We start from the raw sequence: 24,424 nt of genomic DNA, 5'->3' as shown, positions 1-24,424 counted from the left end.
CACCTGAAACGCTGGCGAGGCATTGCCACCCGGTACGCCAAAAACAGCGCATCATTCCTTGCCGCCATCCAGATCAGGTGCATCGCCCTCTGGCTCAAAGTCTCGTGACTACACTATCTAGAGAAGGGTCAGTAAATGAGGGGACAATAGTTGCCAGGAAGGCACTTGCAGTTCGACTCGCTCCCTGTCCTGAATCCCTAATCCATCGGGCCCACAATAGCGTTCGCGCTGATCGAGAGTTGGTCGTGGGCCATATCCTTTCATCTTGTCACTCTAAGGGTTTCCCTTAGTATAAAACCAGAGTTTCCCCAATATACGCATAGTGTTGACTGAGATAGGATAAAGTCACTTTCATCCTGTTTGGGTTCATTACTATCATGAAAACGAAATCAGGAAATATCTTCGCAGTGTTATCGATGGCAGTCCTGCTGGGTTCGATGAGCTCCCTGACGATTGCAGCCGAGCCCATTGACACCCCTGAGATTCGTGCGGCTGTCCAGAAGGCCAGGACTCGGAGCGATCATGAGGCCGTAGCGAAATATTATGAAAATGCCGCTATGCAAATGCAGGCAAAAGTGAAGGAAGAAAAGGAATTGCTGGAGCAGTATAAGAATAAAAGCTATCTTTATGGCAGGCAAGCTCAGGATCTGCAATCGCATACTGCAGCATTAATACGCCGTCACGAGCAGACCATCGCGGCCGACATGCAAGAAGCCACCTTGCATCGTCAAATGGCATCGAAACTTGATGAAAACCATGCTGGGTCCGACCCCCAAAGTCCGGCAATGTAAGTAACTGCGACCAGGATATAGGATAAGCCCGGTGTTCAGTAACCTTGAACGTCGAGCTATCCTACGTTCGTGTCTTGCGGTGGGGTCGTATAGGATTTTATCCATGATAAATGGGTATTAGAGTTCGTGAGTCTATCTCTCAACAAAAAAAATCCTACGAAATGGGCTATTAGCAGTAGAGGAATTCTTTGGCGTACTCGCTCCTGAATTGCTTGCACTCCTTTCTTCCATGTATAAACTCCTCAAATTGATTTAGTGGCAAAGGTGGACTGAACAGATATCCCTGATATGCGCGACATCCATGCATAACGAGAAAATCCTTTTGGGCCGGGGTTTCCACCCCCTCGGCAATTACCGATAACCCCATGCTTTTAGCAAGAAGTAAAATCGCACGAATGATCGTAGCGTCGTTATTATCAATTAGGACATCTCTTACAAATGATTTGTCGATTTTTATCCAATCCAACGGCAAGTGTTTAAGGTAGTAGAGTGAGGAATAGCCGACCCCGAAATCGTCCAAGGCGAAGTCCACGCCTTTGGCTTTCAGTGTCATCATTTTTGCAATGGTATCGTCCATATTTTGCAGCAGGATGCTCTCCGTCAGCTCAAGCTTGAGTTTTTGCGGATTGGCACCACTTCGATCGAGGGCAGAAACTACTTGCTCGACGAAGTTTGACTGACCGAACTGGCAGGGGCTTACATTTACCGCCAGATTAAGTTGGGCTGTCTTCTGATACCTCGACCACATTGCAAGTTGATCACAAGCAGCTTCAAGCAGCCATCCACCCAAAGGAAGAATCTGTCCGGTTTCCTCGGCCTGAGGAATGAACTCGGAGGGAAGCAAAAGGCCGCGTCGAGGATGTTGCCACCGCACAAGCACTTCGGCTCCTATAATCCCGCAGTTATCCATTTGCGGCTGATAGTAGAGAACCAGCTCATTTCTCTCCCAGCTTTTGCGTAAATCTGATTCAAGAGCGGCACGAGTATTCATTTCTGCTTGCATGTTTGGATTGAAAAAACATACGGCGTTGCGGCCAGAAGCTTTTGCCTGATGCATCGCCAGATCCGCATGCTTGAGTAACTCATCTGTTGTATCTGCCCCACCATTAAACAGCGCAACGCCAATACTCGTCGTTATGTGGTGCCTGTATGCACCAAGATTAAAAGGTCGATTGAAAGCACTGCGAATCCTCCCGCAGATCTTTTTTACCTCAGCCTCAGCAATAGCTTCGTCATCACTCGAGTCTGTTGTCAGTATTACCACGAATTCGTCGCCGCCCAATCTGGCTACCGTGTCACTTTCACGCACGCATGAGGTCAGGCGCGGAGCGACTTCTTGCAGCAACTGGTCGCCGAAATGATGGCCAAACGTATCATTGAGCAATTTAAAATTATCAAGATCAATGAACAGTAGCGCACCCATTTGCCGATTACGGGCTCTCGCCGCCACCACCTGCCGGAGCCGGTCCAGTAGGAGCTGCTTATTGGGTAACCCGGTCAAGGGATCGTAGAAGGCGAGATATTGAATCTTCTTCTCCGCTGCCTTGCGCTGGGTAATGTCGGTATTGATCGCAAAGACAAACTCTGGCTGTCCCTCGTCGTCTCTGACTAAAGTCCAATGTGCTTCCACGGGCAATATGCTTCCATCCTTCCGGCGCTGCACGATTTCACCTCTCCATTCCCCCGACTCCAGTAACAGGTTCGTTGCTTCATTGAGCGGCGAGAGGTCCTCGTACAACACCTCTACCGATCTGCTGGATATCTCCTCGGAAGCCCATCCGTAAAGCCGCTCAGCCCCCTGATTCCAGAAATGGATACGATGATGAAGGTCGCGCACAATGATTGCATCCCTCGCCTTGTTGAGCAAGGAAGCCTGCTGGCGAATGCGCCTACCGGCTTCCTGGTGCGCCCGCTCAGACTCCTTGCGTGCAGTAATATCATGAAAATAAATAGCCAAGCCCTCTTCCGATGGATAGACATGTACCTCGAACCATTTGGCAAGGGGAGGATAGAACTCGTCAAACGTCACTGCCGTATTTTCCGTGAGTGCTCGATGGAATTTATAATCAAAGGTAGTTCCGATAGCCTCCTCAAATTCCTCCCAGACCACCTTGCCTAAAAGATTGCTACGTTCGCGACATAACAGATTTTCTGCTTCCTTATTTACATAGGTAAAGCGCCATTCCCGGTTCAGCGTGTAAAAAGCCTCCGTAATGCTCTCTAGAATTCTCTCTGTGCGAAGCCTTGCATCTGAAAGTTCGCGTGCTGTTGCCTGCTGTTCCTCTATGGCCGAAAGCAGTTTTTTATTGACACGCACCAGTGCCGCTGCTTTCTCTTTGTTCGATGCAAGAACAAAAGAAACCAGCGCAGTCAGAATACTGACCAGAACACTCCCTAGTAGGACGAGAAACGACTCATAACCTTTTATAGCCTTTTCAAATAGAGGGGGTGAAGACGCCTCAATCGCTGCGCTTTGCTCCTGTAAATCCTGTGCAAAAGAGCAGCCTATCAAGGTGAGCGATATAAAAATCGTAAATGTTAAAGTAGCGATAGCCCAAGGAGAAAGCAGGAACTCAACAGAATTTTTATCCACAGGCCCGATTTCTTTTCTAATCTTCTCCTCATTATCCATAAGCAGTTCACCTCTTAACGTTAAGCAGGTCTAAACATATTAACGTATCTAATCGCTTCCTGCCTCTATTATGTTTAGTAGAACTTGACATCATAATCAAGCTTTACTAATCTTGGGGACAAGCAATACATCTAAGACGGGGAGTACAGCGTGGGCATGGGACCGAGGCTTATACAGCTACGGCATAGATATAACTTGAATCAAACCCAATTAGGAAAATTGTGTGGAGTGACAAAGGCAGCCATATCCCAATGGGAGACGGGAAGTACGATGCCTGACATAGCCAAACTAAAGAAATTGCGTTCTGCACTTGTCTTTTCACTAGATTGGTTAATCACCGGAGAAGAGCCAATTACGCCATTGCTCCTAGTGGACAGGCGACAAGGCAGCAGACGTCGATGGGAACGTCGCTTAATCGATAGGGTAGAGTAGATTTAGAACCTGATAGCACCCGGCCCTCCATCGAGATGCGGCAGCAATGCGATTTTGAGCGAAATCTGGAAATGCTCAGCTGCAGGAAAAGTTTGCAGACGAGCTATTTATATTTCAAATTTGTAAGGGGTGAAATTTTTAAGGGAGGCTGGCACCGCAGCGCAGATGTATCGCGTCTTGCTGTAACCTCCAGCTACAGAAGGCGTAAAGGCGAAGCTGGCAGACCGCTTGTCATTTCAGACGGTGATTTTAAAACCTCCCGATCGCGACGCTTTCCGTACATTCCAATCAGTCTTTATCTCGCTACTTTTGCAATGGCGCGATTGAACAAGATTGATACCGTATTCGTTCTCACTGAGGAACGGCTCGCACATCACTTCGCCAAGCCCGGTTTCGACCAGAAATTTATCGGTGGCCCCGTCGATCATCATGCCTTCGAGTCCCCTCGATGATGAATGTCGGAAAAACGATCAGCAACATACGTGTTAACTTGCGCCCGCTCTACCTGGAGATCGCAATAAACATAGAGAAGCATCTTCAGCTGAGCAAAAGACCATTAGGCCATATGGTAGAGTCATAGAAGAACCTCCGACAATTGAAAACGATTTGCGTGAAAACAACTTGTAGTTGGGAGATTGACGTATATAAGAATCCTGCGCTTCCAGTATCAGTATCGCAGATCAAGCTAAGTTTTTATCCATGCTGTTCTGTTCCAGATTGCATACCGCTCCTCGAAATCACAAGGCTTTGCTAAAACGAATTAGTTCGATCGAATCGAAGAAAATCAACAGCCAGGACCGAGTAATGAAATTATGACCAATACTTAAATTAATCCCTTTGCGATGGATAATAAATCCCTAATCCGTCCTATTTAAAGTGTTAATCGAGGTCATTGCCCCTATTATAAATCGGCGTAGATGACTGCCTGATGAGAGCCCTATGCAATTTATTCAATGAACAAGGCATCCACGACCCAGCGAACGATTAACAGCTCCAAAGTAAGTGTTTCAGACGCTGTAACTTCGGCTATTAACATCTCCGATTTCGAAGTCTTTCCTATTTTCTGAATGGAACCGAAGGTAATACCAACAGATTTTGGCAAGCTTGTTCTTGATGAAATGCCCGGTGGCGCAATTGTTACCACTGCCGATGGCGTTGTCGTTTACTGGAACAAGGGGGCGCAATCTATATTTGGCTATACAGTGGCGGAAGCCTTGCAAAGCAAGCTCAGTGAACTTGTTGGCGCTTCCGATCATCAGTGGAAGATCGGCCAGAGCCTGAAAGATGCGCTCGAGGCAAGGGCTTCAGTAGGCGAGATGTTATGTCGCAAAAAAGACGGCCTGCTGATCCATGTAAACCTTTCATGCAAGGTCCTGTCGCAGGAACAGCGACAGCATGGCTACGTCCTGATTACCAGTACAGATATCACGCATATCAAGGCATTACGCGACGCCAAGCTGATCGGCACCAAATTCGGCAATTTACTCGATTCAGCACCAGATGGAATAGTCATAGTGAATTCGTCAGGGCGGATAGTCCTGGTCAACGCGCAAGCGGAGAAACTGTTTGGATATACTGCAGATGAACTTTGCGGCCAGCCCGTGGAAATGCTGCAGCCACCGCGCAAGCGCGACCTCCATCCGGGAGAACGCGCAGCTTACTTTGCCTACCCTCACATCCGGACGGTGGGCGCCGAGTGGGAGCTATACGGGTTTCGCAAGGACGGTACCGAATTTCCAGTGGAAATGAGCTTGAGTCCCATTGAAATGGATGAGGGCAGATTTAGCGTGAGTGCAATTCGCGATATTAGCGATCGAAAAAAAGCGGAGCAGAAATTCCGTGGACTGCTGGAAGCCGCGCCGGATGCAATCGTCATTGTGAATCGCAATGGTGAAATTGTGCTGGTGAATTCCCAAACCGAGAAATTGTTTGAATACCAGCGAGAACAGCTGCTCGGTAAAAAGATGGAGATTCTTATTCCGCCCCGTTACCGTTCAAAACATCCCGGGTTTAGGGAAGATTTTTTCCGTGCGCCCCGTACGCGCCCAATGGGGGTTGGACTCGAGCTCTATGGCCTCCGGCGCGATGGCACTGAATTTCCTGTTGAAATCAGTCTTAGCCCCATTGAAACTGAAGAAGGGGTCCTGGTATCCAGTGCCATCCGCGATATCACTGAGCGCAAGCGTACTAAGGAAATCCAAACTCAACTCAGACGCGATCTCACTGAGCGCGAAATAGCGGAAAAGGCGCTTTTTGAAGAAAAGGAACTCCTTCGCGTCACGCTGAGCTGTATTGGTGACGCCGTTATCACAACCGATACGGAAGGAAGGGTCACCTATCTGAATCCGGTTGCAGAAGCCATGGCTGGGTGTAGTTCCGAGGACGCAAAGGGTTTGCCTCTTCAAGATGTATTTCAAATCATCCATGCGGAAACTAACGAACCAGCATCCAACCCGGCCGAAAGGGTTTTAAGGAATAAGGAGACTGTAAACCTTAATTCGCATGCGCTTCTTATACGGCGAGATGGTCAAACCTTCCCGATCGAGGACTCCGCCGCGCCCATTCGAGATCAAAACGGCGCAATCATCGGCGTCGTGCTAGTGTTTCGTGACGTTAGCCATGCGCAGAAGTTGGCGATGGAAATGCGACATCAGGCGACGCACGACGCACTGACTGGTCTGATCAACAGGCACGAATTCGAGCGGCGGCTGAAACAGGCACTGGAGAGCGATGAACAGACTGACGAGCATGCTTTGCTTTATCTTGATCTTGATCAATTCAAGATTGTAAATGACACTTGTGGTCACCTGGCAGGGGACGAGTTGTTGAAACAGCTCACCAGCCTCCTGCAAGCAAAGCTGCGAAAGGATGATACTCTGGCGCGCCTTGGAGGAGATGAATTCGGCTTATTGCTTGAGAAATGTTCAAGGGGACCTGCCCTTCGCATAGCTGAAGTGCTGCGGCAAACCGTACAGGAGTTTCGTTTTGTCTGGGAAGAGCGGTTGTTCTCACTTGGTATAAGCATCGGACTGACCACCTTCTTCAGTGGCCGGCAAACTTTCTCGGACGTTTTACGCATGGCAGACACGGCTTGCTTTCTTGCCAAGGATAATGGCCGCAATCGCGTTCAACTCTATGCTTCTGATGACAAGAACCTCGAGAAACGCCGTGGTGAGATGGGATGGGTGGAGCGTCTGCACAAAGCGCTTGATAAGCAGCAGTTCGTCCTGTATTCACAGAAAATAATGCCGCTTTCTGACAACTCAACACACTCTAACCACTACGAAATATTGTTGCGAATGAGAGGAGAAAATGAAGAACTCATACCTCCCATGGCTTTCATCCCTGCCGCGGAGCGCTACGGTCTCATGCCTCAAATCGATAGATGGGTAATCGCTAACGCCTTTACCCAATATGCTTCATATCGCTTACGAGGCACAAAAGACACTTGCACTATCAATCTCTCAGGCGCATCCATTTGCGATGAGCATTTATACGATTTCGTGGTGGATCAATTCAAGCAGTCTCAGGCTGATCCTGCCGGAATCTGTTTCGAGATAACGGAAACTGCGGCAATCGCAAATCTTACTCAGGCTGCTGCGTTGATCCGCAAGCTAAAGGAGCTAGGCTGCCGCTTCTCCCTGGACGATTTTGGCAGCGGAATGTCCTCGTTTGCCTATCTGAAGCATTTACTCGTGGACTATCTAAAAATCGACGGAGCATTCATCAAGGGCATAATCAATGATCCTATTGACCATGCCATGGTTGAGGCCATTAATCATATAGGCCACGTAATGAAAATAGAGACGATAGCGGAATGGGTAGAGGACCCATCTTTTCTCGAGGTGCTGCGAAGGATAGGTGTCGACTATGCCCAGGGGTATGCGATTGAAGAGCCGCGCCCAACCATAACCCTTTGCCAATGAATCTTGCACATCCTCAGGTTCAATAGGTTCAACGGAATATATACATCCTGCGCGAGCAGCACGCCCGGCTCACACTTCTTAACCTTTAGTTTTTCTGAAGCTCGAGCATGCTCCAATCTGCAGGCGTGCCCAAGGCACAGATTCAGGGGTTAGCAGGCCTTCATCGAACGCAGTGAGAATGTGGTGCTGCTGGTCTATAGCCAGCCTATTCCCAGTACACCCAAGCCAGCAACCATTATCACTATATAAGCAACCCAAGAAAGAAGGTTATCCATGCGCGTCCCCTGTCAATAAAGGTACGACTACATCTGCACTATTCTTCTTTTGGTCGGCTATTCGTGTACCGAACCGACAGTAGTTGATCTTATCCTCCAGAAGCGAATTGGGCAGTTGGTAACCCATCGGCAACCTGGACCGGGTCAACGTGTCAGTTTCCCTTCCGTTATTCCTGCTCTTCAGTAAGTTCTTCCTTGCGGGCAGCTATTTCAGCGCCAATTTCTTCAAGATCGACTTTCGCTTTTTCCACCTTGGGAAATATCTCGTTCTGTTCTTCCTCTATATGGTGATTAACGTATTCTCCAAGGACGCTTACCATAGCGTCATACATTGGGTCTGAACTGTTCATTGATTGAATTTTTTCGATGAGATCCTTGGCGGCTTGATGCTCCACAGCTGCTTCGTTCATCAGATCATCATCATCAATGGCTTCACGGGCAGCGGGATAGAATATTTCCTCCTCCAGTTGCGCGTGGATCGTTAATTCCATGCAAATTTGCTGTGCAATCTCTTCCTTTCCTTCTTCCTGCTTTTTGTGCAGCCTTTCGAACTCCTTGAACATCTTCTTGACCTTGTTGTGATCGTCGGTCAGCAATTTGATTGCGTCATGTTTGGACCTTCTCGTGGTTTTGTGTTCGGTGGTTTTATGTGAAGTGGTTTGCGTAGTTGGCATGATGACCTCCAATGGAATGTAGGGTTGAACGGTTTGCTGTTTATGCCCAGCTCATGGATACACAAGCATGAACAAAAGATAATCTTAAGGATTGCAGAGTTCTGTACGGCAACCCACACTGTTCTTTTCCCCGCTTCCTCCATTTTCGTGATTCGCAGAAATAGAAATGGAAGCAAGCGGCCAGGAACGAGGAATGGCGGGCCGATGACGAGCTATGTATGCTCCCGCACAGAGTGGGCCGTTTTGTCACTTTATGATGCAGTCATTCTCCCGCAAATTGGAGACAGGAATCACCGCTTGAGATGGAATCGGGAAGATTCGATTGAAAGTGTGAGCAGTATGAAAACTGCTGTAAGGGGATGAGGAAATCCGGGGGGATTCAAAATTCAGGGCTTAATGAGGAACAAGGGTTCAAGGAAATACTATCCCGTGTCTTTAAGTTCAATATGCATTCAAGGAGAGAAAAATGATGCGCTCATCAATTGTGAACAAGAAAACCTGCATTACGGCAGTGTCTGTGTTGGCGTTTGCATTTGCCGGAAGTTTGTATGCTCAAAGCAGTTCAATGTCGATCGGCGCGACAGGCGGGGCGTCCACCGGCCAAGATAATGCAGGCAAGAAGGGCGAGGATAGTTACAACAAGAAGGACAACCCAACAAGGGGGACGAAAGACACCTTGGGCAGCGACGAGCCTGGCAGTTCGGGAAGCGGGGGGAGCGGTTCCGGGGGTTCAAAGTCACCGGAGGGAAGTGCATTGGGTGGATCAACCGGGGATAAAGGATTCAGCAACCTGAGGGAAAATAAAGGAGGTAAGGGTGCGCGTGGCATCATGGGCGGCAGCACCGATACAAAAGCAGGCCATGCCGGAGAAAGCATAGGCAGTGGCGGTACCGGAAAGAGTGACAAGTCGAAGCTTGACGCGAGCGCCCCCGCGGATGGGAGCAGCGAAGGTATTGCCAAGTAAGTAGATTCGCGACACATGCTTGAGTCCACCCGAACCTAGATTAGCCTTTCCCTGCTTTAGCAGGGGAAGCTTCCTCAGTTTTTTCATTTTAATCCCGGAAACGTGTTTGTACTGATACTGTCCTCGAGCAACAGCGGAGGATACGTAAACCATCCACTGCGATAATCCTTTATTCACAAGGGAAAGTGAAGGCTATCCTCCAAGAGTCCGGTCTTGCCGTTTGAACCAGGAAAGTGCCTCATCAAAATGCCGGGGTTCAAAATCCGGCCAGAATTCGTCCCGTATATAAAAGTCCGCATAAACTGATTGCGCCGGAAGGAAGCCGCTCAGACGGCGTCCGCCTCCCCATCGCATGATCAGATCCAGGCGTGATACATCGCTTGAACGTAGTCCGCCGTTTTTGAGCCCGGCGAGGTCCCACTCCCAGCCATAATTGATAAGCAGGTTCACCTTCATGCCACTCCCTTGGCGAATCCTGAATGTTTTCAAAACTTCTGGAAATTGCGCCGAGGTCTCATCGCCCACTACCAGAAGAGCTGCTCCGCGCCGCGCGATTTCAAAAGCAAATGCCACCGATGCATCGGTAAAGGCACGCTTTTGAGCGTCGGGCCGCTTTGTATTGTCTTGTGTAAAACAATAAATGGAAGCTTCAACGATGCCCTGTTCTCGGCAGATTTCGTACAAAGATAATCCCGGGTCTATACCGAAACCGTATCCATCTTCTTTTCGCAGGCCATGATTCAAGGCCCAGCGGCGGTTACCGTCAGGAATGAAACCAACATGGAGCGGAACGTTTTTTCGTGCCATCGTAATTTCCGGTAGCCCGCGCCAGTACTCGTTATGTTTGCTCTTGTTAAGCGTTCTGGGAGCGTGCAAATGTAATGTAATGGGCGAATACTAGGTGTAACTTTTTATTCCCCGCTGTGCGAGAGCGCACATAGCGGCTCTTCGTTTACCCATACACTTTCATTGTGGTTCCAGGGGGCGAGCGTTACCACTCATTATTGGATGAAGTGAGATAAATCAGGGAAGAAGAAAAAATGGACTTCAATTACCGGTTTTTGAAGGGTGCCATTGCTGTAATCACGCCTGTTTTTGCGACGGCTCATGACGTCAACTCTCCCAAGGGCCAACCCGATCCAGGAAAGGCGATGGACAATGAAAATCCGCGAAGTTTGCATTTGCTGCAAATTCCGGCGGATTCCGAGGATGAGGATAAGTTTGCAACCGGTTCCATTACTTTTGTGGGTACCGCGACGGTCATTATTCGTTATGGCGGCCTGACAATTCTTACCGATCCGAATTTTCTGCATCGAGGGGATCATGTACATCTCGGATACGGACTTACTTCCGAGCGGCTTACCAATCCCGCTATTGAACTGGAAAACTTGCCGTCAATCGATCTGGTTGTACTCTCACATATGCATGAGGATCATTTCGACAAATTTGTTCAGAAAAATCTTGATCGGAATATCCCCATTGTAACAACGGAAGAAGCTACGAAATCTTTGAAGAAGCTAGGATTCATGAAGCGTTATCCGCTGAAAACGTGGGATACGCTTATTGTCGAGAAAGGCAATACTATGCTTCGGGTAACTGCCATGCCGGGGCGGCACGGCCCGCCAGTCGTCGCGAAATTATTGCCGGAAGTAATGGGCTCCATGCTGGATTTCGGGAGCAAGAATTCACTGCGCACCTACAGGATGTACATAAGCGGTGACACGATGGTTTTTGACGACATCAAGGAAATTCCAAAGCGCTATCCGGATGTTGATCTCGCTCTGTTGCATCTGGGTGGCACCCGCCTGCTGGGCCTTGTGACCGTGACCATGGATGCAAAAGAGGGTGTCAAAATGATGCGGCTCATTGTTCCCAAAAAGGCTATTCCGATCCATTACAATGATTATGATGTTTTCAAGTCGCCTTTAAGCGCTTTCCAGGAGGAAATAGAGCGGGCGGGGTTACAGGATAAGATCATTTATCTGGAGCACGGTGACACATACGAGTTTCATCCTACGGAGAAATAACTGCTCTCGTCCAAGGCTTTCAAACCAGTATGAGGTGCCCAAGCCCTTGCCCTAACCCCTCAGCCGCAGAGAATTGAGATGGAGTATGACAGTGCCAGGAACACAGGGCTTCTCCGATACAACCACTCTTTTCCTTCCTACATATACCTTCATTGCCTGGTATGTGGTGTGTGCGTAAGCGTACGGAAAGCCCTCACGATTTGAGTAGCATTTAAGTTCAGCAATTTTGCTGGGTCAATCTCAAGGAACTACCATGGAAAATATTTTAATACTGAAAAAAGTAGCGCAGTCTTTCGTGCTTGCCGGCGTAATCGCTTTTAGCGCCACAGGGGTAGCCCAGGCAGCAGGTGCGGGTGAGCAGACTGGAGAATATGGAGATATGTCGAAGCATGGAAAAGGAAGCAACGCCCCCGAGCCGCGGGGCTACCAACAATCCGGTTCCGGTTCAGGGGAGGGCTCCGGCCAGGCCGGGTATGATAAACGGCATGATATGCACGATAAATCGTACGAAAAACGCTCGGGACAGGGTGGAGGATCACAGGGTGGAGGATCACAGGGTGGAGGATCACAGGGGGGAGGATCCTCCGGCCAGTCTGGCGGCGGAGGATACTAGCTTCTTTGACATTATGCATAAGGCGCGGCCAGTGATATAACGCTGAGCCCGCCTTTTCTCGGATATTCCTTTAGAAGTACCTTGGTGCGTATTCACTGGGTCCATATCCTTTCCTGTGCCATAGAGCTCTCCTCTTCATATCGTCCCGTATTACGGGGGAGGCTCATCTATACTGATTTTTCTGTGTTGATCACTTCGCGTGCTGCACTGTTACCCGCAATTACCGCACCTTCCATGGTTGCCATAAAAGATTGCTGGATATAATCACCTGCGAGAAACAACCCACTGACGGGGGTGCGTGGTTGAGGGCGAAGTTTATTCATGTTAGGTGACAGCAGGTAAAAGTCGGCGGGATGCCGTATCACTCTATAATTTGTGACGTGAGCGGTATCTATTCCGAGTCGCGGCGCTTCACGCTTGAAAATTTCAAAAATTTCTTCATCTTTTAAACCAATGATCTTATCTGGTGGGGACAGTATGATAGACAGTCTGCCCGCCTTATCTGTGAAGGTCGTTCGCGATTGTTCTGTAAAGGTTACAAGCGGGGCTCCCACACCGAATACAGTGTGATCAATAGGCCAAGCGGGACGGCTCGATTCTATTTGCAGATTGACTTCAGGCATGGAGGGGAGTGAAAGCAGGTCTGGAAATGCGTTTTCCAGAGAAGAGGCTCGTATTATACGGTGGGCGGGCTCCAGCGAAGTGGCGAGCACAACGTAATCGCAAGCGTACTCGGTTTCATTATTGACGAGAACGCCTCGCACCCGGTTATTGACAACAACAAGTCGTGTAACCCGTGCATCGGTAACCACAGTTCCCCCAAGTTGAGCGATGCGTTCGGCGATAGGTCGCGCCAGAACTTCGGTCATGCCTCCGCGAAAGGCGCCAATGCGTATACGGTAGAATCGCTTCAAGGCGTGCACGAATGGACCAAAAAAGACATATGCGCTATACCTTTCCGGGGGAATGAAAAATAGCCCGGCGGTGAGAGGAACGAGCAACCTCCGTACCGTTTCTTCGCTTAGATGAAATTTGTTCGCATAATCCAGCACTGAGAACTCATCAAGCTTCTCAGGACGGGTTATGAACGTGATCATGCCGGAGATAAAGAATTTCAGTGATTTCCAGGTTTCTTTCCAGGAAAGAAGATGATTTCTGAAGGGGCTTGAAAACGTTTTAAAGGGCTTGAAGACAGGGGAGGCGCCGTAGACGTACGAAGGACCCTTACCGGTATCACTTGCGATTTTTATCTCTATTTCGTCTTCCCAGATAATAATATCTTTCATCTTCAATCCGGCTTTTTTCACGAGTTTGGGAAAAGCTGTGTAAAAGCCCAATACTCGGTGTAAGCCAGATTCTACTTCCATTCCATCTTTATTCCATGATGCGGTTCTCCCCCCTATGTAGGGAGCAGCTTCCAGCAACAGCACCTCAAATCCGTTACCGGACAGTTCAAGCGCTGCAGACAAACCCGCCAAGCCGCTGCCGATGACAATAGTTTTGGGTTTACGCATGATAAGGACAAGGGATATGGCTGTTGGATCTGGTTTTGGCAAATGAATGTTGCGTCGCGGTGACGCAACATTCTACTTCTCTCATAGCTTCCACAGGAAAGTGCCAGAACGATGAGGAAGTATTCCGGCGGGATTTTCTGTCACTTGAGAGTAGACTTGATTTTTTCTGCGTGCTCGAGGTGCGAGACGAGTGTTGGACGTGTTTTAACCAGCAATGCCTTCAGTTCCTCGTTCTTGACGTTGGGCACGAGTTTGCTGTCGGCAACTTCGATCACCTTCTTATGAAGCGCGATTTCACCGTCAATGTATGCTTTGTCGAATTCCTTCCCGCTCAATCCCTTAAGTTTTTCGAGAGCGGCTTTGGCGTCATCCTTCAAGCTCTGACTGATGGCATTATCCTTGGGGGTTACATTGAGTTTTTTCGCAAGCTCAGTCGCTTGCTGGTTGCTGTCCGTATGGTCCGCGATCATTCGATGCGCGTACCCGTGGACGTCTTCGTTCGAGGCCTTTTTCTTGGCCAGGTTTCCATTTTCAATATCAGCGGTGTTCGCAGTTACCACAATGTGTGCAATTTCCGCGTCAGTGAGAGCATCTTGGGTATCTGCCGCTTGTACGTTGACGATAAACGCAGGAAGCATCAGAGCCATTGCCAGTATGACCGATTTTTTCATAATTCTTCTCCTAAGTATGATGTGTTTGGAATGCTTGCGTTAATAAAAACGTAGACTTGATAAGGGACATGTAGCGGGAGCCCCATGTAGTAGCGGGAATCGCTACTTGACAATGATGGGGCTGAGCTAGGAAAGTTTCTGTGCGCTACCAGACACAACTATATGTAGTGTGGATGTTGTGCGCTAGCGCACCGAGTTTTGGTCGCCAGTGATGGGAGAATGAGCCATATGTAGATGTAATTGACCGATAAACTTGCAGGAGCCATCATGGAAGATCCACGGGAAACCAACGATGAGGAATTGAGGGAAGACGATGCAAGGGCTCAAATGCCGAATGAAGTGGATGAGGGTGCGCTCGTCGATGAAGAAACCCACGGAAACAGAGGCCAGGAAAAGATAGGCAACCGTGGAACCAAGAAACAGGAAACTCAGGAGGAAGCGAAAAAATCAATTACCGGAACCGAAGCGCACCACGATCCGAGAAACGAGCATCCCGATTCCGGTCCCGCTCCTCTGAAACGATATTAATTTTCATCCCTCTTGTTCGGTAGAACCGCACATACTAACGAGCATCCCGATTCCGGTCCCGCTCCTCTGAAACGATATTAATTTTCATCCCTCTTGTTCGGTAGAACCGCACATACTACTTTCCGCTTGGCAATTCTCTCCAGAGTGCCCGTTCTCAACGGGCCGAAGCACCGGCTGCCAAGAGTACTAAGGATAAAGGGTTTATTAAGGATAAAGGGTCCAAAGGGTTGCTTTAAGCGCCGCTCTGTCATATGCTCATGGATTAACAATGGATTCGATTTGAATCCGCCTGTACCTTACTCTGGTTCCATCATGTGCCGTTGTCATTTGCCCGTCAAATATCAGGAAAAATTTCCGATAGATTCACCTCATTATCTGCCTGAGTACGTTTCCGCATCTTTTCAAGAATTTCCTCAATCCGGATGTAACGCCCCGCCGTCATAACTTCAACACCATCATAACTTCAGCTTTCGATCTTTGAAAAGCTGCAGAGCTGGTAGTTGCCTCAGTTCAAATTTACTCCTGCCGTGAACCGCATTTCCGGCTGCGGTAAAGCACTTCTACTACCGTCACTACCGTCAATCTGGACGCTCCCCTAAAGAGGAGCGGGAGCCAGAGCTGGGTTATTTCTGTAGAGCATGGCAAAAAGAAAAAAATCAGTTTCTCTTTCTCCGGGTGCGAAATTTATCATTGCTTCGTTGGTGATTACGGTTGCGCCGGTACCTTCTCGGGCTCAGGAAGGTCTTATGCTGGATGTAAACAGTATCGAGATGGGAATGAGCCGTAGTAACGATATCCGGAGCACAACTTCTACCACTTGGCCTAATGGCATAAGTTTTCAGCCATGGGCCTACAAAACGTGGTTTAGCAGTAACACCGAAGGTACATTTCAGAATAATACGAATAATGTGAATGACTCCTCCCATCTGGTATTCAATCACCCGGACAGCATCCACCATGACAGTACGATTTCGGGTTCGGGCTTCCTGAATAAAGCCGGCCTGGATATACCGATATTATCAGGAGATTCGGGAGCATTCGGGGAGCATATCACTGCCCAAAGCGGCATCCTGGCGGTAAATGGAATGCTGGGTGGAACGCTCCACGTATTGCCCCATGCTTCCCTTCATGGTACTGGGCATATAGGAGCCACGACGGTCGAAGGGACTGTGTCCCCGGGAAATTCGATTGGCACGCTTACGGTTCACGGTAATTATGTCCAGCTTCATGGTTCCACTTATGAGGTAGAAATTGATCCGGGTGGTGCCAGCGACCAGGTCATTGTTACAGATCTTGCTGATATACAAGGGGGGACAGTTTCTGTTATTCCCGCGGGTGAGGAATTCACACCTGGAAGCCGCTTCACGATCCTGACAGCGAATAGTGGCTTGACCGGAAAATTCGATTCACTCACGCATAGCCTGGTCAACCTGGGTATCTCCTATGATCCTACTCACATCTACCTCGATGTTTTGCGTTTTTGCGATATCGGCGAGACGCCTACTCAGTGTGCTACAGGAAGCGCAGCCGAGAGGCTAGGCGCCAGCAATCCCATCTATAAAGCGATTGTCCATCAGCCAGATCAGGAGAGCGTGCGCCAGGCTTTTAACAGTCTTTCCGGCGAAGGACATGCGAGTATCCAGGGCATGATCATTGAAGACAGCCGTTTTATACGGGAAGCGGTCTCAGACCGGGTCAGGCAAGCTTTCCATCTGGCGGGTGCGCAGTCCTCTGATACTCCTGGACATATTCTTCAACAGGACTCTGCTGCCGATGGGGCATTGTGGGGACGTGTCCTGGGTTCGTTCGGCCATCGGGATGGAAGCCTTAATGCCGCCCGTATCGGACGCGCGCTTGCTGGAATTTTTGTGGGCGGAGATATGCAAATTGCCGATAAATTTCTTCTCGGCATTGCTGGAGGATACACGCAGGGATCCTATGAAGGAGCACGCCTTTTCACCGCCTCAAGCGACAGCTATCACGTTTCTGTTTATGGGGGCGGACAGTGGGGACCGCTTGGCTTGCGCCTTGGGGCCGCGCATATCTGGCACGATCTGGAAACAGGCCGGGATGTAATCTTTCGAGGTTTTTCAAATCACCTCAACGCTGAATACAATGCGCACGGAGTGCAGGCGTTCGGCGAGGTTGGCTATGGTTTGCCCCTGGATGTCATTTCACTCGAACCATTTGCCCGGCTCGCTTACGTAAACCTGCGGACAAAAGGTTTTCAGGAGCGTGGAGGAATATCGAGTCTGCGCAGTGATAGCAGTCAGCAGGATACTGCATATACCACTCTGGGCCTCAATGTGGCGAAGACGCTATCCCGACTGGAAAAGATGGTTACTACGCTTCGTGGAAGCGTCGGATGGCGGCATGCCTTCGGTGAGATGACGCCTGCTTCGACTTTTGCTTTTGCCAATGGCTCATCCTTTGCTACAGCCGGTGTGCCTATTGCCCGCAATGGAATAGTCCTCGCCGGAGGAGTGGATGCGCATGTCCTCGGAGCAGCGACCCTGGGTATTTATTACCAGGGACAAATTCTTCACAACCTTGCCGATCATGGTATTCGGGCAAACTTCAGTTGGAAATTCTGAGTTTGATGCCTGGCATTTTTTTCAATCGGCTATTCCTTCACGCTCTACTTTTCCAGGTAGTTTATATTTCTGTCCTCCTCTCCCCGCAAAGCCATCTGGCGATGCAGAGCGGCTTTTTCTGAATTGACCTTTGCCAGTTTTTCGTACTGCCGTTCCCTGGCATATGTTTGAGCCTGTAAATCCTGAGCTTGCCTGCCGTAAAGGTAGCTTTTATTCAGGTATTGCTCCTGTAGCGCTTTTTGCTCCCGTATCTTTGCCATCATCTGCCTGGCAATATCTTCATAGTAATCCGCTGATGCAGAATGATCCATGCCAGTTATTATTTTCTGGGCAGCATCGTTCATTACCTTCTCTGTTGCCATAGATACAGGTGAAATCAGTGTAATCACTGAAGCAGTCATATACAGAATAATCGCTTTTCCAGCTTTCGCCATCGCGCTTCTTCCGATTAAATAAATCTGGCGACAAACAGGATTTAATTTCAATTCTAATTGTGAAGTTTTTGTGATTAATATGTGAAGAATATGTCAGGAAATGTGCGTTGTCAAGCAAGCTCAACCTTAATCATTGAATGGTTTTTCTAATGTCATAGACGTCTGTTATAGTGTTTTCCCAACTCAAAATCGGCACGGAAGAGGGCGATGCAACCTATAATAAGAACTGACGGCGGAACAAGATAAACTCCACATTTTATCCAAGCAAACATAAAGGTTTATCCGTAACCCTCCGATAAAGCAATGAAATGAAATGTCTTTTCGGCTAAGATTCTGCCTGGAGGAATAATATGAGAAAGAAGAAATCCGTAAGGACTGTGACCGCGCTCATGCTCTCAATATCAGTCGCCGCGGCGATGATGGCGGATATCGCGAGCGCCGCTGCGGAAACAAACGCGGATAAAGGGTTCCGGTGGAGAAATGGCGCAGAAGTCTATTCCAAGGTTTGTAGTTATTGCCATGAAGGTCAGGTAGGACCGCGCCTTTTCGGCCGAGAACTTCCGCCGGAATATACTCGTGCCGTAGTACGAAACGGGAACAGGGCAATGCCTCCATTCCGCCCGTCGGAAATCGACGATGAGTCGCTGGCGAAATTGGCCGAATATATCCAGCGCAATTAATCAGCAAGGTGCGAGCTGAGGAGGGATCGTGGACGTACGCAGACGTAATCTCATGAAAGGCCTGGTGACGGGAGGAACGCTATTAGCGCTTGGAATTCCTCCACGAGTGTTTGCAAGTACAACGGCGGGAAGCGCGCGGAAATTTGGATTACTCCTGGGAAATACTCCAGTAGACGCGGCATTCGCAGCAGGAGTTCGCACTGCTTACGCTCTCAGCAGTAATGCAAGGCTAAACGGAGTTGCTGAAAGTGAGGCAACAGGGCGAGCGGGGTCGATTGGGAAAGCCTGGTTCTCTCCACCCCGCGTGATAAAACTGAAAGGCGGATTGCTTACCGAGTATGAGGTAGTGGGGAAACTGCTCGAAGGTGCCCGTGGAGTGCGCTGGATTGCTGTCATGGATGATGGCAGTGCGGCGGTTTTCATGGAATTGATGCGCAATGCCGGTGCAGGACTGATTCTTCGGGGTTCACACGCATTCTCCCGTCATGGGGCCTCCGGCGGCTCCAGCTTCTCCCAGGAGGTTCCAGAGCTTCGGCATGTGTGGACCGCCGTATCGCCAGAATTCAGTGCGGGTGATGCTCTTGCGGAAAAACTCCTTCCGGGTTACAACAGTTTTTCTATCGTAGAGGATTTTCTTTCGAGCGAGCATTTCGCTGCCAGAATGTACCCTCGGAGATTAAATAAGCCTAAACCGGGCTTCCTCAGTTACCGGTTGGATGGATTTGATGATATTCATCTTTACTGTTCCGGTCTTTCGGCAGCAGACGGCTGTGAATCGGTGGGTTGGAGCAAGGCAGGCACGTGGGTGCCCCTCAAAGGGCAGGAATTGGAATCCGACGAGGGTTCAACGCGACCGAGGCCTGCGCAGATGCAATTGACCGGCTGGATTGAATCCGTAGGATATGCCGCCATGACTGCCGCGATGGGATTGCATTCATATCAAATCCCGTGCTCCCAACGGGCATTCGTACACCAGCTACCGCTCGGGCCACATCCTCGACGGAATGTGCGCACCGAACGATTCGCCTCATTCGTAATAGAGACCTAACCCGGATAGGAGCAAGGGACTCAAAATGTCAAATAAATATATCGCATTGCCGAAAGGAATGTCCGAAAAGACTTTCGATTCTGCCATAGGGGATTTTCGCAGTGTGCTCGGCGACGCAGCCGTGCTTACCAGCCCACAGCAGCTTGCCCCTTACATCAAAACGATGATGCCCGTGCCTGATTCGGACCACACTCCATCCGCCGCGTTGATGGCGACGACGGTGGAGGAGATCCAGAAAATTGTCGGCATATGTAACCGGTACAAGGTTCCCATCTGGACCATTTCCACTGGAAAAAATCTGGGCTACGGCTCGGCGGCACCGGTTGAGCGCGGACAGGTGGTCCTCGATCTCAAGCGAATGAACCGCATCCTGGAAGTCGACAAAGATCTGGCTTATGCCCTGGTTGAGCCGGGAGTGACTTACAAGCAGCTCTATGACTATATCGCCGAGCATAAGCTGGGACTGTGGCTATCCATGCCTGCTCCTTCCGCAATTGCAGGACCGGTCGGCAATACGCTTGACCGTGGAGTGGGCTATACCCCCTACGGAGAACATTTCCTGTTTGCCTGCGGTATGGAGGTGGTCCTGGCAAATGGCGAAGTGCTGCGCACCGGAATGGGGTCGATGCCGAATTCCAATACCTGGCAAGTGTTCAAGTGGGGGTACGGACCCTATCTGGACGGGATTTTTACTCAATCCAATTATGGCATTGTCACCAAGTTCGGCTTCTGGCTTATGCCCGCCCCACCTGCTTTCAAGCCTTTCGTCATTCAGTACGAGAATGAGGAAGATATCGTGGAGATCGTGGAAATCATTCGTCCGCTACGCATCAGCGGGGTGATTCCAAATGCAGTTGTCATTGCCCACGCGTTATATGAAGCGCCCGTCAAGGCCCGCCGCAGTGACTATGTGACCGGCCCAGGGGCTATTCCGGATGCGGCAGTGCGCAAGCTCGCGAAGGACCATCATCTGGGTATCTGGAACGTGTATGCCGCACTGTATGGTACGCCAGAACAGAACGAGGTGAACTGGAAGATTGTGACCCAGGCATTCGGCAAGTCCGGCAAAGCGAAGATTCTGACCGAGCGGGAGGCGGGCGACGATCCTGCCTTTAAATATCGCGCATCTCTCATGCGCGGCGACATGACACTTCAGGAGTTTTCATTGTACAACTGGCGCGGGGGCGGCGGCTCCATGTGGTTCGCGCCGGTGTCTCAGGCAAGAGGAAGCGAGACGCTGAAACAGATGGCGTTAACCAAGGAAATCCTTGCCAAGTATGGTCTGGATTATTCCGGAGAATTCATCGTCGGAATGCGCGATATGCATCATATCGTAGACGTGCTCTATGACAAGACCGATCCGGGTCAGGTCAAGGCGGCATACCAGTGTTTCGATGAATTGCTGACAATCTTTTCTGCGCAGGGGTATGGAACCTACCGCGTCAATACGGCGTTTATGGATAAGGTGGCGGAAACATACGGACCGGTACAGCGTCAAGTCCACAAGACGCTAAAGAAGGCGCTGGACCCAAACGGTATCCTGGCTCCGGGAAAATCCGGTATTCGCTGACCCTTGGCTGGCCGATAAACTAAATCGGCCAGCAAGATAGTATATTCTCAGTGAAGGCCTCCTCACTGAGGGGAGGCGCTTCTTAATCAGGATAGTCCGCGACGACTCCTTCTTGTTCCGATCCACCCGATCAATGTAAGACCGGCGAGCATCATGGCGTAGGTAGCGGGTTCCGGAGCAGGGGACACGGGCCCTTCTTCGATGGCAAGATTCACGCGGGCAAAAGTGGAAGGATTGAACTGAAGGTTCTCGGCATTAATAAGCAGTTCATTCCCCACCAGACGCACGTCGGATGACTGCAGTCCCAATGTTGTCACGCTGCTGTCAATTTTTGCTGCGGCAATGCTTCTCGCGATGTCGGGATCAAACTGAAAAACATACGTATTTTGAAATCCGGAGCCAAAATGTGAAAAAGGGGCGGAGTTGGCAAAGTCGATGGTGATGTAGTCGTTGGCGATATTGATAGCAACATCAACAAGATTTGGCATGACTCCAGGCCGCGCTTCTGTTGCTGCTCCCGCATTGAAAAGGTTTGCCACGTGGGGATATTCGATTCCCGGTCCAATCGTCACCGTCTTTTCAAGAGAGGTGATGACCGGGGAACTGGATGATGTATCCTGCACGACTGTTCGAAGGGTGACTTCGGCGCCGTTCAACCCCGCATAGGCGGGCATGGTTAACAGGAGAGTTGTTGTCAGAACAAGCTTTTTCATCTTTCGCTCCTTGTATTATTTATGTTAGAGAGTTACGAATCAGCTAAAACATTTTGTGAATGTGGCACTTGGAATTCAATTCTATAGCTAAAATTGAAGATGAGGTAATTTTTTATATGGGTGGAAATTTCTCCCGCGCTCTATGCAAAAGAATGAACGGGGCTTAAATAGAGGAGGCTGTATAGATGGAAATCCAGGCAGCGACGATTCGACAGAAGGGCGGGCCTTTCAGGATCGAGAATTTGACTCTGGATGAGCCAAGGCCAGAAGAGGTGCTGATTCGTATTGTGGCCACTGGCATGTGCCATACCGACATGGTGGCGCGCGATCAGCTTTATGATGTTCCCCTGCCGATCGTGCTTGGGCATGAAGGAGCGGGTGTTGTCGAGCGGGTAGGCGGCAACGTGAAGAAAGTAGCAGCAGGAGATCACGTAGTGCTAACCTATATGTGGTGCGGCCACTGCAGACCGTGTCTCCAGGGTGATTTGACCTATTGCCAGAATTTCTATGCGCTGAATTTTGGCGGCGCCAGGGAAGACGGCAGCAGCTCCACTCGCGATGCGCATGGTTCGCTTCATGACCATTTCTTCGGCCAGTCGTCGTTCGGGACCTTTGCTCTTACCCACGAACGCAATGCGATCAAGGTGCCGAGGGAAGCTCCGCTGGAACTTCTTGGTCCGCTTGGCTGCGGCATTCAAACTGGCGCCGGTGCAGTGATGAATGCGCTTAAAGTCGCTCCAGGCGCCAGTTTTGCAGCTTTCGGCGGGGGAGCGGTAGGGCTGAGTGCGGTAATGGCGGCTCGCGTCGCGGGCGCCATAACGATTATTGCTGTGGATGTCGTTCCATCCCGGCTGGAGCTGGCGAGAGAGCTCGGGGCAACCCACACGGTGAATAGCCGCGAAACCGATCCTGTCGCGGCGGTGCGCAAGATCAGTGGCGGCGGCGTAGAGCACACTCTTGAATCCAGCGGCCGCCCCGAGGTATTGCGCCAGGCCATTGATGCCCTGGCTATCCGCGGCACCTGCGGCATTGTCGGCGCGCCCGCTCTTGGAACAGAGGCCAGCTTTGACGTGAATGGCGTAATGACCACCGGCAAGCGCATCATCGGGATCATCGAAGGCGATAGCACGCCGGACCTCTTCATACCAGCCCTTGTCGAGCTTTATATGCAGGGACGCTTTCCATTCGACAAGCTTGTAAAGTTTTACCCTTTTGACAGGATCAATGAGGCGGCAGAGGATAGCGAGAAGGGTATCACCATCAAGCCGATTATCAGGTTGGCATTATAAGAAATCCTATAGCCCCGCTTCTTGCGTATACGGGGAGGACGGAGAGGAAACCGCTTCCCGCGAATATTGCACTCAATCCTCATGCAGTAAGCGAAAGCGCTGTGCGAGAAAGTCAATGAGCGTTCGCACCGATGGCAGAAGTCCGCGTCGAGATGGAAATACAGCGTGGATAATTTCCCGGTGAGGGGTCCAATCGGGTATGAGTCTGACCAGCGAACCTGCTGCCAAATGATCACGTACCATCAGCACAGGTAGTTGTACTATTCCCACACCAGCCAATGCCGCATTTCTTAAGGTAATCATATCGGTGGTGATTAAACGCGGCATGTGATGAAGCGTTGCCTGGGCGCCATCCGGGCCATGCAGCACCCAGTTGTGGATTTGCTGAGGCGTCCCCAGTCCGAGGCTAGGCCAGCTGCTCAACTCGCCAAGTGTGCGAGGAAAACCGAAGTGCCGTACAAGCGCCGGACTGCCCACCAGACACTGCCCCCGATCAGCCAGAACCCGCATGATCAGATCACTATCCTGCAAGGGTGGGGGTCGCACGCGAATGGCTACATCCACTGCTTCGCTCAGCACATCCACACGCCGGTTGGTGGCCTCAAGATAGAGCGTGATGCGCGGATAACGCACCATAAAGTCGGCCAGCATCACCCCGACATTCACATGCAGCAGCGCCACGGGACATGTTAGACGGACGACACCCCGAGGTTCAGCTTGCATTGCGTCTATTGCTTCCTGAGCGGCCTCCGCTTCCACGAGCATCGCTTTGCAATGCTCGTAATAGGTCTGCCCGACTTCAGTAACCGCAAAGCGCCGTGACGAACGCTGGATTAGGCGCACCCCAAGCCGCTCTTCCAGTGTTGCGATGCGACGGCTGAGCTTTGATTTGGGCACTCCCAGCGCCCGGCCCGCCTGCGTAAAGCCGCCGTAATCGACTGCCTGAACATAGTAGTAAAGGTCATTCAAATCTTGCACAGCATTGCCTATTGTCCTAAAAATAGGACTCTGATAGCTATTTTAGCAGCCTACACACTTACTGGTTTCGA

21 protein-coding genes and 1 pseudogene are annotated in these 24,424 nt (G+C 50.2%); 14 read left to right on the top strand and 8 right to left on the bottom strand.

What is annotated here, in order from left to right; all coding sequences use genetic code 11:
* Positions 1 to 108, top strand: a pseudogene (locus AC52W5_RS04245) (IS5/IS1182 family transposase); the annotation flags it as partial.
* Positions 109 to 377: 269 nt separating this feature from the next.
* Positions 378 to 791: a hypothetical protein gene (locus AC52W5_RS04240; protein ID WP_495670097.1), complete on the top strand. Its 414-nt coding sequence runs from the start codon at positions 378 to 380 to the stop codon at positions 789 to 791.
* 169 nt (positions 792 to 960) lie between these two features.
* Here the strand turns inward: AC52W5_RS04240 and AC52W5_RS04235 are convergent, their stop codons facing one another.
* Positions 961 to 3,423 carry a putative bifunctional diguanylate cyclase/phosphodiesterase gene (locus AC52W5_RS04235; RefSeq protein ID WP_495670096.1) on the bottom strand — a complete coding sequence of 821 codons (2,463 nt, stop codon included), beginning with the start codon at positions 3,421 to 3,423 and terminating at the stop codon, positions 961 to 963.
* 156 nt (positions 3,424 to 3,579) lie between these two features.
* Here AC52W5_RS04235 and AC52W5_RS04230 point away from each other — a divergent pair, with 156 nt between their 5' ends.
* The 3 genes from AC52W5_RS04230 to AC52W5_RS04220 all read left to right on the top strand — a co-directional run bounded on the left by AC52W5_RS04230 (position 3,580) and on the right by AC52W5_RS04220 (position 7,781).
* Positions 3,580 to 3,855 (top strand): helix-turn-helix domain-containing protein, encoded by a 276-nt coding sequence (locus tag AC52W5_RS04230; protein WP_074974588.1) that lies wholly within the window; start codon positions 3,580 to 3,582, stop codon positions 3,853 to 3,855.
* Between the two features lie 92 nt (positions 3,856 to 3,947).
* Entirely contained in the window at positions 3,948 to 4,307 is a 360-nt protein-coding gene (locus AC52W5_RS04225) for a lysophospholipid acyltransferase family protein (RefSeq protein ID WP_495670095.1), read from the top strand.
* A 615-nt stretch (positions 4,308 to 4,922) separates the two neighbouring features.
* Positions 4,923 to 7,781, top strand: coding sequence for a PAS domain S-box protein (locus AC52W5_RS04220; RefSeq protein WP_495670094.1), 2,859 nt, complete (start codon positions 4,923 to 4,925; stop codon positions 7,779 to 7,781).
* Positions 7,782 to 8,223: 442 nt separating this feature from the next.
* Here AC52W5_RS04220 and AC52W5_RS04215 read toward each other — a convergent pair whose 3' ends face one another.
* Positions 8,224 to 8,730, bottom strand: coding sequence for a hemerythrin domain-containing protein (locus tag AC52W5_RS04215; RefSeq protein WP_107762748.1), 507 nt, complete (start codon positions 8,728 to 8,730; stop codon positions 8,224 to 8,226).
* Positions 8,731 to 9,196: 466 nt separating this feature from the next.
* Between AC52W5_RS04215 and AC52W5_RS04210 the strand changes: the two genes are divergently transcribed.
* Positions 9,197 to 9,694, top strand: a complete 498-nt coding sequence (locus AC52W5_RS04210) for a hypothetical protein (RefSeq protein WP_495670093.1) — start codon at positions 9,197 to 9,199, stop codon at positions 9,692 to 9,694.
* 192 nt (positions 9,695 to 9,886) lie between these two features.
* Here the strand turns inward: AC52W5_RS04210 and AC52W5_RS04205 are convergent, their stop codons facing one another.
* Entirely contained in the window at positions 9,887 to 10,501 is a 615-nt protein-coding gene (locus tag AC52W5_RS04205) for an undecaprenyl diphosphate synthase family protein (RefSeq protein ID WP_495670092.1), read from the bottom strand.
* Between the two features lie 233 nt (positions 10,502 to 10,734).
* On the opposite strand from AC52W5_RS04205, the gene AC52W5_RS04200 reads away from it, so the two are divergent.
* Together AC52W5_RS04200 and AC52W5_RS04195 are read left to right on the top strand one after the other, a co-directional pair.
* The gene (locus AC52W5_RS04200) at positions 10,735 to 11,721 is read left to right on the top strand and encodes an MBL fold metallo-hydrolase (RefSeq protein WP_495670091.1); all 987 of its coding nucleotides are present in this window, start codon (positions 10,735 to 10,737) and stop codon (positions 11,719 to 11,721) included.
* A gap of 253 nt (positions 11,722 to 11,974) precedes the next feature.
* A complete protein-coding gene (locus AC52W5_RS04195; protein WP_495670090.1) occupies positions 11,975 to 12,334 on the top strand; it encodes a hypothetical protein in 360 nt (119 codons plus the stop codon).
* A 167-nt stretch (positions 12,335 to 12,501) separates the two neighbouring features.
* Here the strand turns inward: AC52W5_RS04195 and AC52W5_RS04190 are convergent, their stop codons facing one another.
* Together AC52W5_RS04190 and AC52W5_RS04185 are read right to left on the bottom strand one after the other, a co-directional pair.
* Positions 12,502 to 13,890, bottom strand: a complete 1,389-nt coding sequence (locus AC52W5_RS04190; RefSeq protein WP_495670089.1) for a hydroxysqualene dehydroxylase — start codon at positions 13,888 to 13,890, stop codon at positions 12,502 to 12,504.
* A 98-nt stretch (positions 13,891 to 13,988) separates the two neighbouring features.
* Positions 13,989 to 14,519, bottom strand: coding sequence for a DUF4142 domain-containing protein (locus AC52W5_RS04185; RefSeq protein ID WP_074975848.1), 531 nt, complete (start codon positions 14,517 to 14,519; stop codon positions 13,989 to 13,991).
* A gap of 267 nt (positions 14,520 to 14,786) precedes the next feature.
* Here AC52W5_RS04185 and AC52W5_RS04180 point away from each other — a divergent pair, with 267 nt between their 5' ends.
* The gene (locus AC52W5_RS04180) at positions 14,787 to 15,047 is read left to right on the top strand and encodes a hypothetical protein (protein ID WP_074975849.1); all 261 of its coding nucleotides are present in this window, start codon (positions 14,787 to 14,789) and stop codon (positions 15,045 to 15,047) included.
* A 746-nt stretch (positions 15,048 to 15,793) separates the two neighbouring features.
* Positions 15,794 to 17,641 (top strand): autotransporter outer membrane beta-barrel domain-containing protein, encoded by a 1,848-nt coding sequence (locus AC52W5_RS04175; protein WP_495670088.1) that lies wholly within the window; start codon positions 15,794 to 15,796, stop codon positions 17,639 to 17,641.
* A gap of 44 nt (positions 17,642 to 17,685) precedes the next feature.
* On the opposite strand, the gene AC52W5_RS04170 is transcribed toward AC52W5_RS04175, so the two are convergent.
* Positions 17,686 to 18,126 (bottom strand): hypothetical protein, encoded by a 441-nt coding sequence (locus AC52W5_RS04170; protein WP_495670087.1) that lies wholly within the window; start codon positions 18,124 to 18,126, stop codon positions 17,686 to 17,688.
* Positions 18,127 to 18,425: 299 nt separating this feature from the next.
* Here AC52W5_RS04170 and AC52W5_RS04165 point away from each other — a divergent pair, with 299 nt between their 5' ends.
* From AC52W5_RS04165 to AC52W5_RS04155, 3 genes are read left to right on the top strand one after another with little or no spacing between them, the layout of a single operon-like run.
* A complete protein-coding gene (locus AC52W5_RS04165) occupies positions 18,426 to 18,755 on the top strand; it encodes a c-type cytochrome (protein WP_495670086.1) in 330 nt (109 codons plus the stop codon).
* 28 nt (positions 18,756 to 18,783) lie between these two features.
* Entirely contained in the window at positions 18,784 to 19,803 is a 1,020-nt protein-coding gene (locus tag AC52W5_RS04160; RefSeq protein WP_143104384.1) for a hypothetical protein, read from the top strand.
* 25 nt (positions 19,804 to 19,828) lie between these two features.
* Complete coding sequence (locus AC52W5_RS04155) at positions 19,829 to 21,373, top strand: FAD-binding oxidoreductase (protein WP_074975853.1); 1,545 nt, start codon at positions 19,829 to 19,831, stop codon at positions 21,371 to 21,373.
* 86 nt (positions 21,374 to 21,459) lie between these two features.
* Here the strand turns inward: AC52W5_RS04155 and AC52W5_RS04150 are convergent, their stop codons facing one another.
* Positions 21,460 to 22,086: a PEP-CTERM sorting domain-containing protein gene (locus AC52W5_RS04150; RefSeq protein ID WP_495670085.1), complete on the bottom strand. Its 627-nt coding sequence runs from the start codon at positions 22,084 to 22,086 to the stop codon at positions 21,460 to 21,462.
* A 185-nt stretch (positions 22,087 to 22,271) separates the two neighbouring features.
* On the opposite strand from AC52W5_RS04150, the gene AC52W5_RS04145 reads away from it, so the two are divergent.
* A complete protein-coding gene (locus tag AC52W5_RS04145) occupies positions 22,272 to 23,375 on the top strand; it encodes an NAD(P)-dependent alcohol dehydrogenase (protein ID WP_495670084.1) in 1,104 nt (367 codons plus the stop codon).
* Between the two features lie 72 nt (positions 23,376 to 23,447).
* On the opposite strand, the gene AC52W5_RS04140 is transcribed toward AC52W5_RS04145, so the two are convergent.
* Positions 23,448 to 24,353: a LysR family transcriptional regulator gene (locus AC52W5_RS04140; protein ID WP_495670083.1), complete on the bottom strand. Its 906-nt coding sequence runs from the start codon at positions 24,351 to 24,353 to the stop codon at positions 23,448 to 23,450.
* Between the last annotated feature and the right edge of the window lie 71 nt (positions 24,354 to 24,424).

The organism is Nitrosospira sp. CT (genome assembly GCF_059489795.1).
Note: the sequence above shows the minus strand (reverse complement) of the source record. Positions and strands in the feature narration are given on the sequence as shown.

Excerpts from the sequence above, each read along its gene's own strand:
- AC52W5_RS04195 (WP_495670090.1), top strand. The coding sequence starts at position 11,975 with ATGGAAAATATTTTAATACTGAAAAAAGTAGCGCAGTCTTTCGTGCTT.
- AC52W5_RS04150 (WP_495670085.1), bottom strand. The coding sequence starts at position 22,086 with ATGAAAAAGCTTGTTCTGACAACAACTCTCCTGTTAACCATGCCCGCC.
- AC52W5_RS04185 (WP_074975848.1), bottom strand. The coding sequence starts at position 14,519 with ATGAAAAAATCGGTCATACTGGCAATGGCTCTGATGCTTCCTGCGTTT.
- AC52W5_RS04200 (WP_495670091.1), top strand. The coding sequence starts at position 10,735 with ATGGACTTCAATTACCGGTTTTTGAAGGGTGCCATTGCTGTAATCACG.
- AC52W5_RS04230 (WP_074974588.1), top strand. The coding sequence starts at position 3,580 with ATGGGACCGAGGCTTATACAGCTACGGCATAGATATAACTTGAATCAA.
- AC52W5_RS04145 (WP_495670084.1), top strand. The coding sequence starts at position 22,272 with ATGGAAATCCAGGCAGCGACGATTCGACAGAAGGGCGGGCCTTTCAGG.
- AC52W5_RS04165 (WP_495670086.1), top strand. The coding sequence starts at position 18,426 with ATGAGAAAGAAGAAATCCGTAAGGACTGTGACCGCGCTCATGCTCTCA.
- AC52W5_RS04155 (WP_074975853.1), top strand. The coding sequence starts at position 19,829 with ATGTCAAATAAATATATCGCATTGCCGAAAGGAATGTCCGAAAAGACT.
- AC52W5_RS04180 (WP_074975849.1), top strand. The coding sequence starts at position 14,787 with ATGGAAGATCCACGGGAAACCAACGATGAGGAATTGAGGGAAGACGAT.
- AC52W5_RS04240 (WP_495670097.1), top strand. The coding sequence starts at position 378 with ATGAAAACGAAATCAGGAAATATCTTCGCAGTGTTATCGATGGCAGTC.
- AC52W5_RS04205 (WP_495670092.1), bottom strand. The coding sequence starts at position 10,501 with ATGGCACGAAAAAACGTTCCGCTCCATGTTGGTTTCATTCCTGACGGT.
- AC52W5_RS04210 (WP_495670093.1), top strand. The coding sequence starts at position 9,197 with ATGATGCGCTCATCAATTGTGAACAAGAAAACCTGCATTACGGCAGTG.
- AC52W5_RS04220 (WP_495670094.1), top strand. The coding sequence starts at position 4,923 with ATGGAACCGAAGGTAATACCAACAGATTTTGGCAAGCTTGTTCTTGAT.
- AC52W5_RS04215 (WP_107762748.1), bottom strand. The coding sequence starts at position 8,730 with ATGCCAACTACGCAAACCACTTCACATAAAACCACCGAACACAAAACC.
- AC52W5_RS04175 (WP_495670088.1), top strand. The coding sequence starts at position 15,794 with ATGCTGGATGTAAACAGTATCGAGATGGGAATGAGCCGTAGTAACGAT.
- AC52W5_RS04235 (WP_495670096.1), bottom strand. The coding sequence starts at position 3,423 with ATGGATAATGAGGAGAAGATTAGAAAAGAAATCGGGCCTGTGGATAAA.